14 protein-coding genes are annotated in these 16,716 nt (G+C 66.2%); all 14 read right to left on the reverse strand.

The genetic code is table 11. The annotated features are described in order from the left end of the window. Positions 1–120: 120 nt before the first annotated feature. Positions 121–1,113, reverse strand: coding sequence for a Bug family tripartite tricarboxylate transporter substrate binding protein (locus FHY06_RS24025; protein WP_311733724.1), 993 nt, complete (start codon positions 1,111–1,113; stop codon positions 121–123). Positions 1,114–1,204: 91 nt separating this feature from the next. After that, positions 1,205–2,203, reverse strand: coding sequence for a Bug family tripartite tricarboxylate transporter substrate binding protein (locus tag FHY06_RS24030; RefSeq protein ID WP_184606532.1), 999 nt, complete (start codon positions 2,201–2,203; stop codon positions 1,205–1,207). A 170-nt stretch (positions 2,204–2,373) separates the two neighbouring features. Then, entirely contained in the window at positions 2,374–3,108 is a 735-nt protein-coding gene (locus tag FHY06_RS24035) for a Sua5/YciO/YrdC/YwlC family protein (protein ID WP_184606533.1), read from the reverse strand. A 44-nt stretch (positions 3,109–3,152) separates the two neighbouring features. Further along, positions 3,153–3,770: a 3-isopropylmalate dehydratase small subunit gene (leuD, locus tag FHY06_RS24040; protein WP_184606534.1), complete on the reverse strand. Its 618-nt coding sequence runs from the start codon at positions 3,768–3,770 to the stop codon at positions 3,153–3,155. Between the two features lie 16 nt (positions 3,771–3,786). After that, positions 3,787–5,187, reverse strand: coding sequence for a 3-isopropylmalate dehydratase large subunit (gene leuC / locus FHY06_RS24045; protein ID WP_184606535.1), 1,401 nt, complete (start codon positions 5,185–5,187; stop codon positions 3,787–3,789). Continuing rightward, positions 5,187–6,077 (reverse strand): isocitrate lyase/PEP mutase family protein, encoded by an 891-nt coding sequence (locus tag FHY06_RS24050; RefSeq protein ID WP_311733725.1) that lies wholly within the window; start codon positions 6,075–6,077, stop codon positions 5,187–5,189. Before FHY06_RS24050 ends, leuC begins: the two co-directional genes overlap by 1 nt. Before the next feature lie 697 nt (positions 6,078–6,774). After that, positions 6,775–7,176, reverse strand: coding sequence for an acyl-CoA thioesterase (locus FHY06_RS24055; RefSeq protein ID WP_260310634.1), 402 nt, complete (start codon positions 7,174–7,176; stop codon positions 6,775–6,777). Positions 7,177–7,205: 29 nt separating this feature from the next. Further along, complete coding sequence (locus tag FHY06_RS24060; protein WP_260310635.1) at positions 7,206–8,756, reverse strand: indolepyruvate oxidoreductase subunit beta family protein; 1,551 nt, start codon at positions 8,754–8,756, stop codon at positions 7,206–7,208. Continuing rightward, complete coding sequence (locus FHY06_RS24065) at positions 8,746–10,932, reverse strand: thiamine pyrophosphate-dependent enzyme (RefSeq protein WP_184606538.1); 2,187 nt, start codon at positions 10,930–10,932, stop codon at positions 8,746–8,748. The genes FHY06_RS24060 and FHY06_RS24065 overlap by 11 nt, the downstream gene beginning before the upstream one ends. Before the next feature lie 80 nt (positions 10,933–11,012). Beyond that, complete coding sequence (locus tag FHY06_RS24070; RefSeq protein WP_184606539.1) at positions 11,013–11,828, reverse strand: cyclase family protein; 816 nt, start codon at positions 11,826–11,828, stop codon at positions 11,013–11,015. A 37-nt stretch (positions 11,829–11,865) separates the two neighbouring features. Continuing rightward, positions 11,866–12,657 carry a cyclase family protein gene (locus FHY06_RS24075; protein WP_126186222.1) on the reverse strand — a complete coding sequence of 264 codons (792 nt, stop codon included), beginning with the start codon at positions 12,655–12,657 and terminating at the stop codon, positions 11,866–11,868. Next, positions 12,657–13,928, reverse strand: coding sequence for an SDR family NAD(P)-dependent oxidoreductase (locus FHY06_RS24080; RefSeq protein ID WP_126186223.1), 1,272 nt, complete (start codon positions 13,926–13,928; stop codon positions 12,657–12,659). Before FHY06_RS24080 ends, FHY06_RS24075 begins: the two co-directional genes overlap by 1 nt. Then, the gene (locus tag FHY06_RS24085; protein ID WP_184606540.1) at positions 13,925–15,097 is read right to left on the reverse strand and encodes a thiolase family protein; all 1,173 of its coding nucleotides are present in this window, start codon (positions 15,095–15,097) and stop codon (positions 13,925–13,927) included. The genes FHY06_RS24080 and FHY06_RS24085 overlap by 4 nt, the downstream gene beginning before the upstream one ends. Next, positions 15,094–16,713 carry an AMP-binding protein gene (locus FHY06_RS24090; RefSeq protein WP_184606541.1) on the reverse strand — a complete coding sequence of 540 codons (1,620 nt, stop codon included), beginning with the start codon at positions 16,711–16,713 and terminating at the stop codon, positions 15,094–15,096. The genes FHY06_RS24085 and FHY06_RS24090 overlap by 4 nt, the downstream gene beginning before the upstream one ends. Positions 16,714–16,716: the final 3 nt, after the last annotated feature.

Below are 16,716 nucleotides of genomic sequence, written 5' to 3' on the forward strand. Positions count from 1 at the left end.
CGTGTCCGCGGCGTCCGGAATCCCGGCGCTCCCCCGGCACCGTTCCGACCGGGTCGCTGCGGCACCCTGGCTCGGATGGGTGGGACCGGCCCGGCACAGGCATGCCTGCAGCCGGCCTGCTCACTCCAGCGGATGACGCTTGACGAGCGAGCCGAGGCGCTCGCTCTCTTCACGCACTTGCGCTGCGAACTCGGCCGGTGAATTGACGACGGGCTCCGCTCCCGCCGCCGCGATCGTTCTTTGCACGTCGCCGTCCTTCACCGCGTCGCGCAGCGCGGCCACGATGGCCTGCGTCACGGGAGCCGGCATGCCCAGGGGGCCGAAGACGCCGAACCAGTTGATCGAGCGGTATTGCCCGAAGCCGGCCTCCTTCGCCGTCGGCACCTCGGGCAGCACCGCGCTGCGCCTGTCGCCGGTCGTCGCGAGGAACCGCAGCGTGCCCGCCCTGGCATGGGGCAGTGCCGCCGCGATGCCCGTGAAGGACAGGTTGACGTTATTGGCGACCAGGTCCGACACGACGGCGCTGGTGCCGCGATAGTTGACGACGACCGCATCGGAAAGCTTCGACTCCGCGACGAACTGATGCGAGAGAAGGCGCGACTGGCTGTCGGTGGTGCCGAGCGAACACCGCTGCCCTGCGCGCTGGCAGTAGGCCACGAACTCGGCCAGCGTCTTGACCGGCATCTTGCCGCTCACCACGATCGCGTTGGAGGCCTGGGCCACCGCCGTGACGGGCTGCAGCCGCTGGAGCGGATCGACGCCTCTCAGCCCGGGGGTATAGCGCGTCAAGGCGATGGATGGCACCTGCAGCAGCAGCGTGGAGCCGTCGGGGTGGGCATCCATGACGCGGCGCGTGCCGATGAGCCCGTCGGCGCCCGGCACGTTCTCGACGATCACCGGCTGCTTCCAGAACACACCGAGCTGACGGGCCACCGCACGCGCCACCGTGTCCGTCCCGCCGCCGGGGGCGTAGGGCACCACGATGGTCACGGGCTTGGCGGGGCGCCATGGCGCGTCTTGCGCGCAGGCGGCGGATGGCGCCAGCCATGCCATCGCGGCAAGGGTCGCGACCAGCGCGGCGCGGCGCCCTGCGTTCTGTCCTGTGTGTCGCACGGTCTTGTCTCTCATCTTGTCTCTTGAAATGATTGGCGTGATCTGCTGCTCGGCGCCCGCAACAGCCGCAGGCAGCGAGCGTCGGTGGCGTTCAGTCCAGCTTGAGGTTCGCAGCCTTGATCAGGTTGCGCCATCTGTCCAGGTCCTTTTCGAAGGCCTCACGAGCGGGTGCCGGCGCTCGATGCGCCACCACGAGGCCGCTGGTCTCCAGGTTTCGCACGACCTCGGGGTCGGCCAGCACCGTGGAGAGTGCGGCAGCCAGGCGATCGAACACCGCGGGCGGCAGGTTCCTGGCTGCGAGCACGCCGCTCATGTAGGTCGCCTCGAGCGACGGAAAGCCGAGTTCTCCCACCGTCGGCACGGATGGCAGGGCCGCGATCCGCTGGCGCGTGGTGACGGCGAGCGCCTTGAGGCGGCCGGACTGCACGTGCTGCGCCACGCCGGTGGGAGCGAAGAACGCGAAGTCGACCACGCCGGAGATGAGGTCCGTGCTCGCCTGTCCCGATCCCTTGTAGGCCACGTGCACGGTGTTCATGCGCGCTTCCAGCCGCATCATCTCCGCCTCCAGGTGCGGGATGCTTCCCACCCCGCCCGATGCATACGACAGCCCCTTGGGCCGCTTGTGCGAAAGCGCCGCCAGCTCCCGGATGTCCCTGGCTTGCACATCGGGGTGCACGACCAGCACCATGGGCAGTTCTCCGATGCCGCCGATGTAGCTGAAGTCGGTCGGCCGGTAGCCCACGGCCCGGTAGGCCGGCGTCACGGAGATCGCGCCGTTGTCCGCCAGGTAGAGGGTGTAGCCGTCCGAGGGCGCGTTGGCGACCAGCTGGGCGGCGATGGCGCCTCCCGCGCCGGGGCGGTAGTCGAGGACCACGGGCACGCCCAGGTGGCGTTCCAGGCCAAGGGCCAGCGGCCGCCCGACGCCATCGCCTCCGCCGCCCGGCGGATAGCCGATGACGAACTTGATCGGCTGCTGCGGCCATGAGGACTTCTGCGCCCGCGCCCAGGGCGCGGCCAGGAGGCCGCCAGCCAGTGCGAGCACGCCGCGGCGCGACACCCGGCTGGGCGGCTTCGGGGAATGGATAGCCATGCTTGTCTCCTTCGCTTTTTTTCAGAATCAGATGGCGCGCCCGGTAAGCACCCCGGCGACCTGATCGCATCGGACAACCGTCACTTCCTCGCCCGCGCCGGCATTTGCGTGGACGCCGCTCCGGGCGAGGCGGCTGGCGAGGGCGGGCCTGCACGCCTGCCCTCGCCGATTCAGGCGACGTTCTGCAAGGCGAACTCGTTGACGTGGCCCGAGGGCAGCGCGGCCATGCCGGGGTCGCGCGGCAGCTCGACCCGGAACCAGCGCTTGAGGACGTCCGCGATCAGGTCGTAGCACGCGCCGAAGCGGATCACCTGCATCGTCTGGAAATTGATCAGCGTGCCGGAGCGGCCGTACATGTGATAGCGGCACAGGCCGTGATCGATCCTGATGTCGGCGATCTCGTGCAGCTCGGGCTGGACGTCTTCCAGCCTGAACCGCGATCCCGTGCCCGAGATGTTGGCCGACGAGCCGAACAGCGGCACCAGCTCTTCGCGCGAGAGCCGCGTCAACTCCCTGTGCAGGGGGCCAGCATTGAGCAGGTTGCCGATCGTGCCTCCGGCCGAGGAGGCCCTCAAGGCGTCGTCGCCCAGCTTCATGAGCAACGGATGGTCCGCCCGGAACGGCCCGATCACGCCGAGCGGCAGGTCGTAGTCGAGGACGATCGCCTCGACCATCTCCTGCTCGCGCTTGCCGAGGGCCATCATGTCGCGCTGCGTCTCCAGGTCGGCGGCCATGGCGTTGCGCTTGTGGCCGCCGCGCTGCTTGGTGTCGAAGATCTTCCTGAGCGGCTCCATCGAGGCGCCGCACATGGCGTAGCCTGTGTGCTGCGGCACGAGCGCGATACCGCCGTTCTTGACGACGTCGATGATGCGGCGGGCGTCGCCCGCGATGTCGAGGGTGGGCATGCAAGTCTCCTGAGGGTTGGTGGAAGTTGTCGAAGGCATGAAAACTAGGCGCGCACCGAATTCCAGGCCCAGGCGCGCTGCACGCGATCCTTGTCCTGCCATGCGCGAATCAAGGCGTCGTCGCGCAGCGTCAGGCCGATGGCGTCCAGGCCGCTGAGCAGCGCTTCGCGGCGGGTCGCGTCGATGGCGAACGGTTGGGGACCGCCGTCGCTGCACTGGATCGTCTGCGTCCGCAGGTCGACCGTCAGCGCGGAACCGTCGGCGCACCGTGCAGCCAGCGCCTCGATGCGGTCCAGGGGCAGCCGGATCGGCAGCATGCCGTTCTGGAAGCAGTTGGCATAGAAGATGTCGCCATAGCTGGGCGCGATGACGGCGCGAACTCCCAGGCACATCAAGGCCCACACCGCGCCTTCGCGCGACGATCCGCAGCCGAAGTTGTCGCCGGCCAGCAGGAACGGCGCGTGGCGGAAGCGCTCCGCATTCAGGATGCACGCCGGATCGGCGCTGCCGTCGGGCAGGTAGCGCAGCGATTCGAACGCGAACGGGCCGAGCTGGTCCTTCGGCAGGCTGGTGAGGCGCTCGATCCGCACGATGACGTCGGTGTCGACGTTCGCGCGCATGAAGGGGATGGCTGCGCCACTGACGATCGTGAAAGGTTGCATGGCTGGGTGCTCCGGGTCAGGCAAGTGCTCGCACGTCGCTCAGGCGGCCCGTGAGGGCCGCCGCCACCGCCATCGCGGGGCTGGCCAGGTGCGTGCGCGCCTGCGGGCCCTGGCGGCCGACGAAGTTGCGGTTCGACGTCGAGACGCAACGTGCCATGGGCGGCACCTGCTCGCCGTTGGCCGCGACGCACATGCCGCAACCGGGTTCGCGCCACTCGAAGCCGGCGGCGGCAAAGACCTGGTGCAGCCCCTCGGCTTCCGCAGCGCGCTTGACGTCCTCCGAACCCGGGACCACCCATGCACGCACGTGAGGCGCGACGTGGCGGCCGCGGGCCACGTCGGCTGCCGCGCGCAGGTCGGAAAGTCGGGCGTTCGTGCACGAGCCGATGAACACCCAGTCGATCGGCGTACCGGCGATGGGCGCCCCCGCCTCCAGGCCCATGTAGTCGAGCGCCTGCGACGTCGCATCGGCGCCGTCGCCTGCCGCAACGCGCGGAGCGGGAATCCGCGCGTCGATCGCGATCGCCTGCTCCGGGCTCGTACCCCAGGTGACCGTGGGCACGACCAGGCGCGCATCGATGAACTCCTCGCGGTCGAAGACCGCGTCGGCATCAGTCTTCAGCTCGCGCCACTCAGAAACCGCCACGTCGAAGTCGGCGCCCTTCGGCGCGAATCGGCGCCCCTTCACATATTCGATCGTCCGATCATCCGGGGCGATCACGCCGGAACGGGCGCCGAGTTCCACCGTGAGGTTGCACAAGGTCAGTCTCGCCTCGACATCGAGTGACTCGATCGTGGAGCCCGCGTACTCGACCGCATGACCCACCCCGGCATTGGCGCCCAGCTTGGCGATGATGTGCAGCGCCAAGTCCTTGGCGGTGACGCCGAAGCCCAGGGCTCCTTCACAGCGGATGCGCATGTGCCTGGGCCGCTGCAGGCGCAAGGTCTGCGTCGCGAGCGCATGCGTGCTCTCGCTGGAGCCGACCCCCAGTGCCAGTGCGCCAAGCGCACCGTTCGTGCAGGTGTGGCTGTCGCCGCAGATCATGGTCAGGCCCGGCAGCACGATGCCCTGCTCCGGCCCCATCACATGCACGATGCCCTGCCCCCGCTCGCCAAGGTCGAAGAGCCGGATGCCGAACCGCTGCGCACCCTGCCTGAGCGCCGACCACAGCTTGCTGCCCGCGAGGTAGGTCGTGCCGTCGCGACCGGGCCGGGTGGAGACGGCATGGTCGGGCGTCGCGAACACGAGATCGCTGTCGTGCACCGCGAGTCCGCGCTCGGCCATGTCCGCGAGCGACGCCGAGCCGGACAGGTCGTGCAGCAGGTGCCGGTCGATGTGAAGCAGCGCCCATCCGTCCCCGAGGTCGCGTACGACGTGCGCGTCCCAGATCTTGTCGAAAAGAGTCCGCCCGGCCATCACGCGGTGCCTCCGGCGCAGCCGAGCACGCCCACGGCAGGCGCGGAGGGATCGATCGCTCCCGCGCCGGCATTGAAGCGACGGCGCAAGGCATCCCAGTCGTCTGCACCAAAGCGCCGGAACGTTTCCGCGACGGCGGCGGCGACCGGCGGCACGACGCGCGTGGACTTGAGTGCAGCAAGTGCGGCGTCCCCGGCTTCGATGGCAGCGCTCAGCAGCAGGCCCGGCACGATCGCGAGCTTGTAGCCCATCGCTTCCGCAACCGACACGTCGAGCACCGGCGTGCGTCCGCCTCCGACGATGTTGAGAAGACATGCGCCGCGCACCCGCCTCGGCACCAGCTCGACCTCCTCGTTCGTCTGCGGCGCCTCGACGAATGCGATGTCGGCACCGACGTCGATGGCCGCATTCGCACGGTCGATGGCCTCGTCCAGGCCCAGCATGGCGCGCGCATCGGTACGGGCGATGATCAGGAACTCGTTGGAGCGGCGCGCCTCGACGGCAGCGCGGATCTTCGAGACGAACTCGTCGCGCGTGACTACTTCCTTGCCTTCGAGGTGACCGCATCGCTTGGGCGACACCTGGTCCTCGATGTGGACCGCCGCGACGCCTCGCGACTCGTACTCGCGCACGGTGCGCGTGATGTTCAGTTCATTGCCGTAGCCCGTGTCGGCATCGGCGATCACCGGGACATCGACCGACCGCGCCATCACACCGGCGTTGTCGGCCATCTCCGTTTGCGTCAGCAGGCCGAAGTCCGGAAAGCCGCGGGCCATCGCCGTGCCTGCCCCGGTCATGTAGACCGCGGGAAACCCGGCCTGGACAACCAGCCTGGCTCCGATGCCGTCATAGGCGCCGGGCGCCACGACCATGCCCGGCTGAGAGATCAAGTCTCTCAGCGACCGTCGATGCTCGAGAAGAGGATTTGTCATGATGTCATCATATTCTAATAACAACAGGACGTCGCCAACAAGAACCCTGCCCCGGGTGATTACCCTCGGTAATTTCGTCCGGCCAGCGTTCCAAGGGGCCTCAGCGAAGTGGAGGAGCCGTTCATGCCGCGATCGACGTCGGACTGCGTGGCCGCGACCCGTCCCCGCCGTGGGACTGATCGCCATCGTGGGCACCGCATGCCCGCCATACCTTGCAGCCGCTTCGTCAGTGCTCTTGTTCGAGCGTCCACAAGGAGTTCCGTGCGCAGATTGCTTCGGGCTGCCCGGGGACGACGCCCGCAGCCCCTGGAAGTGGGCGCGTCTGCCGACGTGGCGCCGCCTGATACAATGGCGGCTCGCTCACACCTGTTGAGCGTTGCCTGGCCAGGCAAGCCGAATCTCACGGCAGCGCGTCGAAGTCACTACGACGAGAAAAACAACAATGACTTCATGCAAAAGAATTTGCCGTAGCGTGGACCGCGTAAGAGTTCACGACCACATTCACGAAGCCGCCCTCGAGGCGGCTTTTTCATGCGTGAGCCGCCGCCCCGGGCAGGAGTGCTGCAGCCATGACCCTGTCTTTCCCGCTTCCCGGAGACCGTCGACGCGGGCGCGCCCTGCCCTGCGAACCGACGTGGCGGCTGAATCGATCAGCTCAACAGGCTGAATAGGCCTGCATCGACTGCCTCAAGTCTGCAGGTATTTCCATGGGCTTCATCGTCTCGATGTCGACGAAGACAAGCTTGACCTCTGCCTCTACCCTGGGCTGTTCGTCCTGCCCGTCGAAGTCCACCCGGAGAGCCAGGGAACTGCGACCCGCAGCCACGACCTTCAACGAAGCGACCAGGGTCTCGCTCAATCGGCTCGGTGCCCTGAACTCGCAGTTGAGCTTCACCGTGGGAATCGCAACACGGCGCACTCGATGCAGGCGATCGAAGTCGACGCCGAGCCCGTGCTTGAACCAGTGCTCGACGACGTCGTTGACCATCTCGGCATAACGCGGATAGAACACGATCCCCGCGGGATCGCAGTGCTTGAATCCGATCTCCACATTCATTTGGTGCCGACTCATATCCATCCACTTCGTCAAGCTTGCAGAGCGCCCGCAGAACCGCCACTCGCGGGGGGCGAAGCCCGCAACAAGATGCCTCGCACCAGTTCCTCCAGCGCGGCGCCGCTTTCATCGGAAAGCGCTGCTTCCCGCAGCTGCCTGACCTTCGCTGCCACACCCGGTGCAGGCAGGTGCGCAAGGACGGACATGATGGTCCTGAAGTTGCGCGTGCCGCGCGCATGGGTGTCGCTGTAGCCCTTGATCAGGCGCTGGCATTCAGCGATCTCGCAGGCCAGGCCGTAGTCTTGATCGGACGCCTTCCCGACGTGGCTCAGCCAGTCGGACATTTCGCTCATTTCGCGGCGATAGCGAAGTGAATACCGTCGAATACTTCTGAAGCGCGAGACGCCGTACAGAAGGAAGAACCCGACGAAGCTGGAACTGCGCACGACCCGACCGTTCCTGGTGAACGGTCCCAGCAATGCTCTGGCGATTCTGGATTGGGAGACAAACCGTCCCAGCGAGGGAGGAAGCGTGTCGGCTATTTCATCGAGTCTTGGATGGAAATAGTCGTTGATGCGCACGACCTGGTCCGGCGCAGCGCCGATCTCCTGGCGGACCCGGTCGAACCTCGACGCGCGGATCTTCAGTTCCGCGACGCGGGGAAGATCCTCGAAAGTCATCCAGAGCGCGAGGTGGCGCGCAACTTCGTTAGTCAGCCTGAAAGTCCCGTCACCTCGATTCCTTTCGAGCCCATGGACCTCGTCCATCTTGCGAAGATAGAGTTCGGCATAGTCTCTGGACTGGTAGTCGGAGGTCTTTGCGATGCCCGCGTTCAGCATCGCGTGGGTCGCCGCAGGAAAGTCCCGTGCAATGCGCGCGGCGAGATCCGCAAGTCGTGGGTCCATCCGGCCGGGTGCGTCGAAGCTCGCTTCCGAGGCCGTGGGGAGCCCTTGCGTGCCTGCAGCGAAGCCCGAGGCGAATGCCTTCAGGCTCGCAGCAACGCCCACGCCTCCTTCCCGGATGGCCTCCTCGCACAGCTCACGGGGCAAGCTCTGAAGTCCGGCGGCTGCCAGTGCGCCGAAAAGGCTGGCGCTGATGACGCTGCCCGCCTTCTCGGCGAGATCGGAAAAGTCGTGCAGCACGAGCTGGCGGGAAGCCCTCTCGCATTGAGTTCGGAAGGCGGCCGAGTCCATGCGGCCGTCGCCCATCGCCATCTTCTCCTGCAACGCATAGACACGGTGGGACGATGCGATCAGGAGCGTCCGGTCGGGCGTCACCAGGCCGCGCTGCACAGCGCGTGCCGCCTCCATGAGCTCGGAGGCGATCACCACGTCGACGTCCCCGGGCGTGGGCATCAGCGCAAGGATCGGCGCCTCCACGGTGCCGCGGATGACGGGAAGTATCTCGACGTAGTAGATCGTCGCACCGGTGCGTTGCGCCACACCGGGGACCGATGTGGATTGCGCGTGGAAGCCCTGGCGTTCCGCGGCCTGGACGATCCAGTCCGCAAGAACGCCACCGCCTTCGCCGCCCATCGCCAGGATGGCAATCTTCAGAGGCCGCATACGTGCTTCAGGCTGCATATCGAATCTCACGAGCGGCGAGGCGGCGCTGGACGGAGCCGATGATGGCATTCGCCAGTCGGTTCCTCTGTCTCTCGAACCAGCCCGCATTGCGCACCCACTGGATGCGGTAGAAGGATGGGCACAGCACCGCTGCATGGGAAACCTCCCCGCAATGCCCGCATGCGACGCAGCTGGACTCGACCGTGGCGACGGGATCGCGCCGCAGCGGATCGGGGTTGTCTTTGATGGTCAGCGAGGGGCACCCCGACAACCTGATGCACGAGTGGTCTCCGGTGCAGGTCTGCGCATCGACGCCGAACTTCTCCACCACCACGCGTTCGCCGGCCTTCAGGCGCTGTCGAACCTGGGGCTTGGTGCGGCGCTGCTTGTTGAGCATGCACTCCGATTGCGCCACGACGACCTTCGGACCCGACTCCTTCGAAGTCAGCGCTTCGAGCAAAGCCTGCTTCATTGCCTTCAGGTCGTAGGTGCGAGAGACGGAGCGAATCCATTTGACCCCGATGCCACGCACGGCCGCCACGATCGGCAGCGAAGCCGTCCTTGTCGGTCCGGCACCTCTGGAAGACAGAATGTCCTGCCCTCCCGTGGCCGCCGAATAGCCGTTGTCCACGAGGACGATGACGTTGTCGCTCTGGTTGAAGACCGCATTTCCAATGCCGGAAGTCAGGCCGTTGTGCCAGAAGCCGCCGTCGCCCATGATGCTCACGCTGCGCCTGTCCGCATCAGCGACATTCAAAGCCGCAGCACCCGCAGCGCCAAGACCGTAGCCCATGGACGTGGCGCCGATATCGAACGGGGCAAGAGCGGCGAACTGGTGGCAGCCGATGTCGGCGCTGATGTGGTGCTTGCCCGTCTCCTTCTCCACCATCTTCAATGCGGTAAAGACGGGCCGCTCCGGGCAGCCCGTGCAGAACGAAGGCGGCCTGGGAAGGACGGGACCGCCATCGTCGAGCGCGGCGCCGGGCATGGAAGGAACGATCGGCGTGACCTTCGGCGCCAGCATCTGCCTGACGCCCTCGGGAATTCTTTCCTGCTCGAGCATCGACGGCGCGTACTTCTGAAGGAACCTTCGCAGGCCCTTGAGCAATACCATCGTCGTGTACTCGCCGGCCCTCGGCAGCATGTCCTTTCCGTGAACCCGCGTGGTCAACGCCATCCGGTTCACGGTGGTGTGCAGGATCTGCTCGATGAACTCCGGCTGGCCTTCCTCGAGCATCAGGACAGCGTCCTTGCCTGCAAAGAATTCCTCGACTTCGGAATCGACGACCGGATAGACGACGTTCATCACATAGACGGGGAGCGCCGTAGTGCCATAGGTGTCTGCCAGTCCCAGCAGCTCCAGGGCGCGCATCAGCGAGTTGTACAGCCCCCCTTGAACCATCAGCCCGATGTTGAGGTTCTCGTTCTGGAAGACTTCATTGAGTCGGTGCTCCTTGATGAAGGCCTGCGCGGCGGGCCAGCGATCGGCGATCTTCTCGTGCTCGTGCACGAACGTCGCCGGGGCGAGCGCCATGCGATCGATGTCACGGCGCGGCTCGTCGAGAGCGTCCTTCACGGTGAATGCCGGCCTGCGGTTCTCCGACGCGACGAAGCGTCCATGGGAGTGGCACGCGCGCACGCGCATCGTCAGCATGGCGGGCGTCCTGCTGGCTTCCGACAGCTCGAACGCCTTCTCGACCGAGCGAACCAGCGACGCATGATTGGGGCGCGGATCCAGCAGCCACATCTGCGACTTCATTGCGAACGCATATGAGCGCTCCTGAATGATGCTGGACCCCTCTCCGTAGTCCTCGCCGAGAATGACCAGGACGCCTCCCGTCACGCCGCCAGAAGCGAGATTGGAAAGCGCATCCGACGCGACGTTGGTGCCGACGGTCGATTTGAAGGTGATGGCACCGCGCAGCGGATAGTGGACCGAAGCCCCCAGCATCGCCGCGGCGGTGGCCTCGCTTGCACTGCTGTCGAAGTGGACGCCGAGTTCCTCCAGGGTTTCGCTCGCATCCGCGAGAACGTCCATGAGATGGGACACCGGAGAACCCTGATAGCCCCCGACATACGCCACACCGGACTGCAACAGGGCCTTGGTGACCGCGAGAATGCCTTCGCCCTCGAATTCCGCACCGGGCGCGATTTTCAGTTTCTCGACTTCGTGTTTGAAAGAACGTTCTGCCATGGAGATTCTCGGATGTCTGGATTGAATGGGTAGAACAAGAGTGCAGGTTCAGTTGCCCGGCCCTTCACTCCGGGCGGCTCTCAGGGCGTCGGGGACTCCGAAGGCTTGACCGCTTCGACACCTTCGACAAGCGCAAGAACTCGCAACGGGCTGCCGGAGCCTTCGAGAATCTTCAGCGGCGCCGAAAAGATCAAGGCTCCGGTGACCGGGAGAAGATCGAGATTGGTCAGGCACTGGAGACCGTATTTCCCCGCACCGTGCATGAGTGAATGACATGGATAGGCCAGAGGCCACTTGAAGGATTGGCCCGCATCCGTGTTGAGCGTTTCGACGCCGAATCCATGCACGTCGCGCTCACGGATGAGCCATTCGATCGCTTCCTGCGTGGGGCCGGGCGTGTGCGCGCCGTCTTCGCGAACGTTCAGGAACGCGGCCGCGTCGTCGACGCGCTTGGACCAGTCCGTTCTGAACAGCACCCAGCTCTTCGCGGGGATCCGGCCGTGCCGGCTCTCCCACTGCTCGAGGAACTCCCGGGTGAGCAACCAGTCGCTGTCCTCGGCGACCTGGGCACTGCCGTCGACGACGATCGCGGGCGCGAGGAAGTCTTCGACGGCGATTGCATCCACCGTATTGGCGTCATGCGCACGCCCCGTGATCCAGTGCGCCGGGGCGTCGAAATGGGTCCCCGTGTGCTCCCCGCAGCTGAAGTTGTTCCAGTACCAATCCGGGCCCGCCTCGTCGTATCTGGAGATACGGTCCCGCCTGAAGCCTTGCACCTGACCGAACTCGGGAGGCAATCGCAAAGAGGGAAAACTCTCGCTCAAGGTCTGGGTCAGATCGATGACGCGGATCTTGCGAGACCCCAGGGATTCGGTAAGCAGCTGCAGTGTGTTCATGTTGAATGCGCTTCGGAAAGGGCGGACCCTCGGATCCTTAGGGCTGGCCTTCCACGAGCGCGAGCACCCGCAGGGGGCTTCCCGAACCGTTCAGGATCTTCAGTGGAGGGGTCAGAAGAAGTGCCCCGGTCGGCGGCAGGAGGTCCAGGTTGGTCAGGCACTGGAGGCCGAGCTTTCCGGCGCCGTGCATCAGGGAATGGCACGGATAGGGCGGCTTCAGGTGGTAGCCCTGCCCTGCATCGGTCCCGATCGCTTCCGAACCGAAGCCGAGAACGTCTCTCTCCTCCACCAGGAACCTGACGGCGTCCGTGCCCGGGCCCGGCGTGTGCTGACCCGTCTCGTCGAAGTTCTGGTAGGCGACCGCATCGCCGCGCTTGCTCCAGTCCGTACGCATCAGCACCCAGGCCCCTGCGGGGATGCGGCCATGCTGTGCTTCGAACGCGAGGATGTCCTCGACACTGAGGAGATAGTCGGCGTCTTTCGCTGAAGCGGCCGAACAATCGATGACGCATGCCGGCGCAACCAGGTGTTGCACCTGCAGCGTATCCACCGTGTTGTTCGGAAGATGACGGCCCGAGATCCAGTGCGCCGGCGCGTCCAGATGAGTACCGGTGTGCTCGCTGCACGAGAAGTTGTTCCAGTACTGGCCTGGACCGCGCTCGTCGTAGCGGGAGATCTCTTCGATGCGGAAGGGCCATGCCTGGCCGAACTCCGGCGGCAGAGAGATCGTCGGGAAATCAGGGGACAAGGTCTGCGTGAGGTCGACCACGCGGATCGCGCGGGTCTTCAGCGCATGTGCGAGCGTCTGGAGGATGCCGGTGGTAGTCATCACAGTCCTCCCAGGACGAGCTCTCTCTCGAGCGCCTTGGGGTTGTCTCGCCAGCGCGCGAGCCACTCCCGGGCGACGTCCCCCGGATACAGGTCCTCCAGCCCGTCGGTCAGCGCCCTGACCATCGCCCCTGCCAGCGCGCCGGGAGACAGCTTGGGTGGCGGCACGTTCTGATTCCATTCATCGTCGATGGGGCCCGGGAAGACGTTCAGCACGCGAATCCCGTGGGGCAGCATCTCGGCGCGCAGGCACTGCGCGAGCGACAAGGCGGCCGCCTTCGACGCCGAATAGGTGGCCTGCGAGGGGAAGTTGGACAGCGCGAACACCGACAGCAGGTTCACCCACGCGACTGCGTGACCGGGCCCGTCGGCGGCGCGACCCTTCAATGCAGGAGCGAAGGCCTGCGCCAGGCGAAGCAACCCGAAGTAGTTCACTTCCATCTCGGCGCGCGCGACATCCGTACCCGGCCGGGACGAGATGCCCTCGGTTCGATGCACTTCGGCATTGCTGACGACGATGTCGACCTTTCCTCCGAGCTCGGCGCCCAGTGCACTCACCGAACGCGCATCGGTGAGGTCGAGCGGCACCGGTACGACACCCGGGATGTCCTTCAGCCTTGCCAGTTCCGACGAGCGCTTCCACGGCTCCGAATAGCCTGCCCAGACGGTCTCCGCACCTGCTTCGAGCAGCGCGAGCACGATGGCCTGGCCCACGGCGGTCTTGCCGTCCGTCACGAGTATCTTCCGCCCACGGGGGCTGCATCCGGTTTCCATCTGGAGCTTGTCCTTTGCGTCGATGTTCAGTTCTTCGATCGGCTGTGCCACGAGCACAGCCTGTCCGGCACGGTCGAGCCGCAGCAGGACCTGGACTCTCGTGCGTTCCGAGCCGGCAAGGCCGGTGGGCGGGGCCACGCTGTCGGTCAGAAAGGCGATCACGGTGGCGCCCGAGTCGAGACGCACCACCCCGATCCGCCATGGCAGGCGCTCGCGGAAGTAGAGGTGGTTGCTGTGATGCAGAGTGGCGACGCTGAGCAGTTCACCGCACGGGCTCTGCTTGCGCCAGTCGAGTTCAGGGGACAGGCATTTCCCGCAAGCATCCCGCGGCGGATACTGGACGGTCCCGCATTCCTCGCACACCTGGAGCTCGAGATGGTCGCTGAGCGCCGCGGCTCTGGTCAGTCCGTGGGCCACGCGCCCGCGCCCCATCGGGGGAAGATTCATGCGCTGCGTACGCAGCACGGGGTTCTTCAGGGGAAAGACGGAGGATGTCATTGCGCGCTCTCCAGGACGACGGCGCCGGTGCAGACGCACCGATCGAAGTTCACGATGCCGAAGCCGCTCACGAGCCCCCACCGGGCGTCCTTCACCTGCCTTGCGCCCGTGGTTCCAAGCAGCTGCCGCATCGTTTCGTTGAGTCCCAGAAACCCTGCCGCGGCGCCCGCCTGCCCGGCAGAAAGCTGGCCACCGCTGGTGTTGTGCGGGACCGTGCCGTCGTAGGTGAAGGTGTTCTCCCTCACGAACTCCGGTCCGCCGCCCGGCTCGCAGAACCCGAGGCCCTCGAACTGCATGAGCACGATCACCGGATAGTCGTCGTACGTGTGGATCACGTCGATCTGGCTGGGCGAGATGCCCGCTTGTGCGTACAGCTCGTCGCGGTCGCGAAGCCAGCCGCCGAGGACCATGACCGGATCTTCCGCATAGGCGTTGTGGCGCTCGATGGCCGCGCGAAGCTTCACGTGCGGCAGCGACAGCGCCTCCGCGCGCTCTTCACGCATGACGAGAAATCCCTCGGCGCCGGCACACGGCATGACGCAGTCGAGAAGATGGATCGGCGCTGCAATGGGGCGCGCCCGCATGTAGTCGTCCAGGCTCATCGGCTTTCGCAGCATCGCGTTCGGGTTGAGCGCCGCATTTGCTCGCTGGCTGACGGCGATCCGGCCGAAGTCGGCCCGGGTCGCTCCGAACTGACGCATGTAGTTGTCGGTGATCAGCGCGAACATCGAGTTCGGTCCGCCCGCACCGTAGGGATAGGTGGCATCGCGCGCGAACGAGCTGAAGTTCGCAAGTCCCTGGCGGAAGGATTCGACGTGATTGGTGTCGGCGCCGATGCACGCGATGATGTCGGCATCGCCGCACTGCACGGCTCTCGCCGCGCGGCGAAGGGCCATGACGCCCGAGGCCCCTCCCGTCGGCACGTGGTCCATCCAGCGCGGCGAAATGCCCAGCTGCTGCGTGAGACCGACCACGGTGTCCGGGCCGAGCAGGAAGCTGCTGAGGCTGATGCCGTCGATCTGGTCCTTGTCCAGGCTGGCTTCCTTGAGGAGTCCACGCAAGGCCTGTGCGGCGAACCACTGCGCGTTGCGGATGCTGTAGCGCTCGTAGGGCACCGTGAACGGCGCGACGAGGACCACTCCCTCGTAGCCGGTGCGGTTCGCTCTCATGACTGTCGGGTCTTCATGGCCCGCGTGTCCACGCAGCTCGCGGTGCCCGGCAAGGTCGCAGCGAGTTGGCGAAGTTCGCCGCGCTGGATCTTCTGGGAACCGGTCACCGGCAACGCTTCCACGAACGCGACGTAGCCGGGTGCCTTGTAGTAGGCCAGTTCCCGCAGGGCAAGCTCGACGATGCTGCGCGCGACCTGCTCCTGCATCTCGTGCGCAATCGGTTCGGCGGGGACGATGCATGCAAGCACCTCGTCTCCCCGGACTGCGTCGGGGGTCGCCGCGACCGCGACCGTCTTGACGGCAGGGTGATGCGCCAGGACGCCCTCGACTTCGACTGCGGAGATGTTCTCTCCGCTGCGCCGGATCACGTTCTTCTTCCGGTCGACGTAGTACATGCTTCCTGTGGCCGCGCGGCGCACGATGTCGCCCGTATGGAACCATCCGCCCGCCCAGGCCTGCTGCGTGGCGGCTTCGTCCTTCAGATAGCCGGAGAAGAAGTGGCGACGTGGATCCGCTCCCTTGGCGCGGACCAGCAGTTCACCCGGCGTACCGTGATCGACGTCTTTGCCTTCGTCATTCACCAACCGCACTTCGATGTCTGCGCTCGCGGCTCCGAAGCAGTTGACGCCGATTTCTCGCGGCCCCTGATTGGCATGGATGGCGCCGCCGGCACCGGTTTCCGTCATGGCCCATCCTTCGACCAGCGGGAAGCCGAACCGTTCCTCGAAACGGGCATGGTCCTGGCGGGCCACGCCCGCGCCGAAGGCCCAGCGCAAGGAGTGAGCCCGGTCCAGCTCGGAGGGTTCGGCCCCGAGCAGCATCGCCGGCATCACACCCAGGTAGTGGCAGATCGTGGCGCGCGTTGCGCGCACGGTCTTCCACCAGGTCTTGGGGTGGAAGCGGTCCAGCTGGATGAGGCAGCCGCCGGAGGTCATCACGGCCATGGCGGTGAAGGCCATGGCATTGACGTGATTCATGGGCAGCGGCGTGACGATCCGCTCTTCATGCGGACGCACGGGACACCATCCGCCCAGCGTCGTGTACCAGTCGCCGATATGCAGGAAATAGTCGTTCGAGAGGCGGCAGCCCTTGGGCCGGCCTGTGGTGCCCGACGTGTAGAGCAGCGCGCACTCGCTGTCCGCACCGGGATGCTCCTCTGACGGCGCCTTCGATGCAGGGCGCGGAAAATCCCTGACGTCCGCCGTGGTGACCTTCGTCTGGATGCCGACCGCCGCTGCAGCACTTTGCACCGCATCGAGCCTGCTCGGCAGCGCGACGACGAGTGCGAGTTCCGCGTGTCCGATCAGATACTGCAGTTCGGCGGAGCGCATCTCGGCGCTGATGGGAACGACCGAAGCGCCCAGCGCGTTGAGCGCGAGCCAATGGAACAGATGATCGGGCCGGTTCTCGAGCAGGAGGCCGACGCGATGCCCGTGCCCGTACCCCGCCGATGCGTATGCGGCTCTCAGGGTCTCGATCCGCTGCGCGGCATCGCGCCAGGAGAATGTTTCCGGCTCGATGCCGTAGTTGGCCGCGGTGACTTCTTCGACACAGAGGAAATCGGAGTCGCCTCTTTGCAGGGCGGTTGCGCGGAATCGGTTGTAGACGGTGCTCATCGA

The organism is Variovorax atrisoli (assembly GCF_014195185.1).
GTDB classification, from domain to species: domain Bacteria; phylum Pseudomonadota; class Gammaproteobacteria; order Burkholderiales; family Burkholderiaceae_C; genus Variovorax; species Variovorax atrisoli.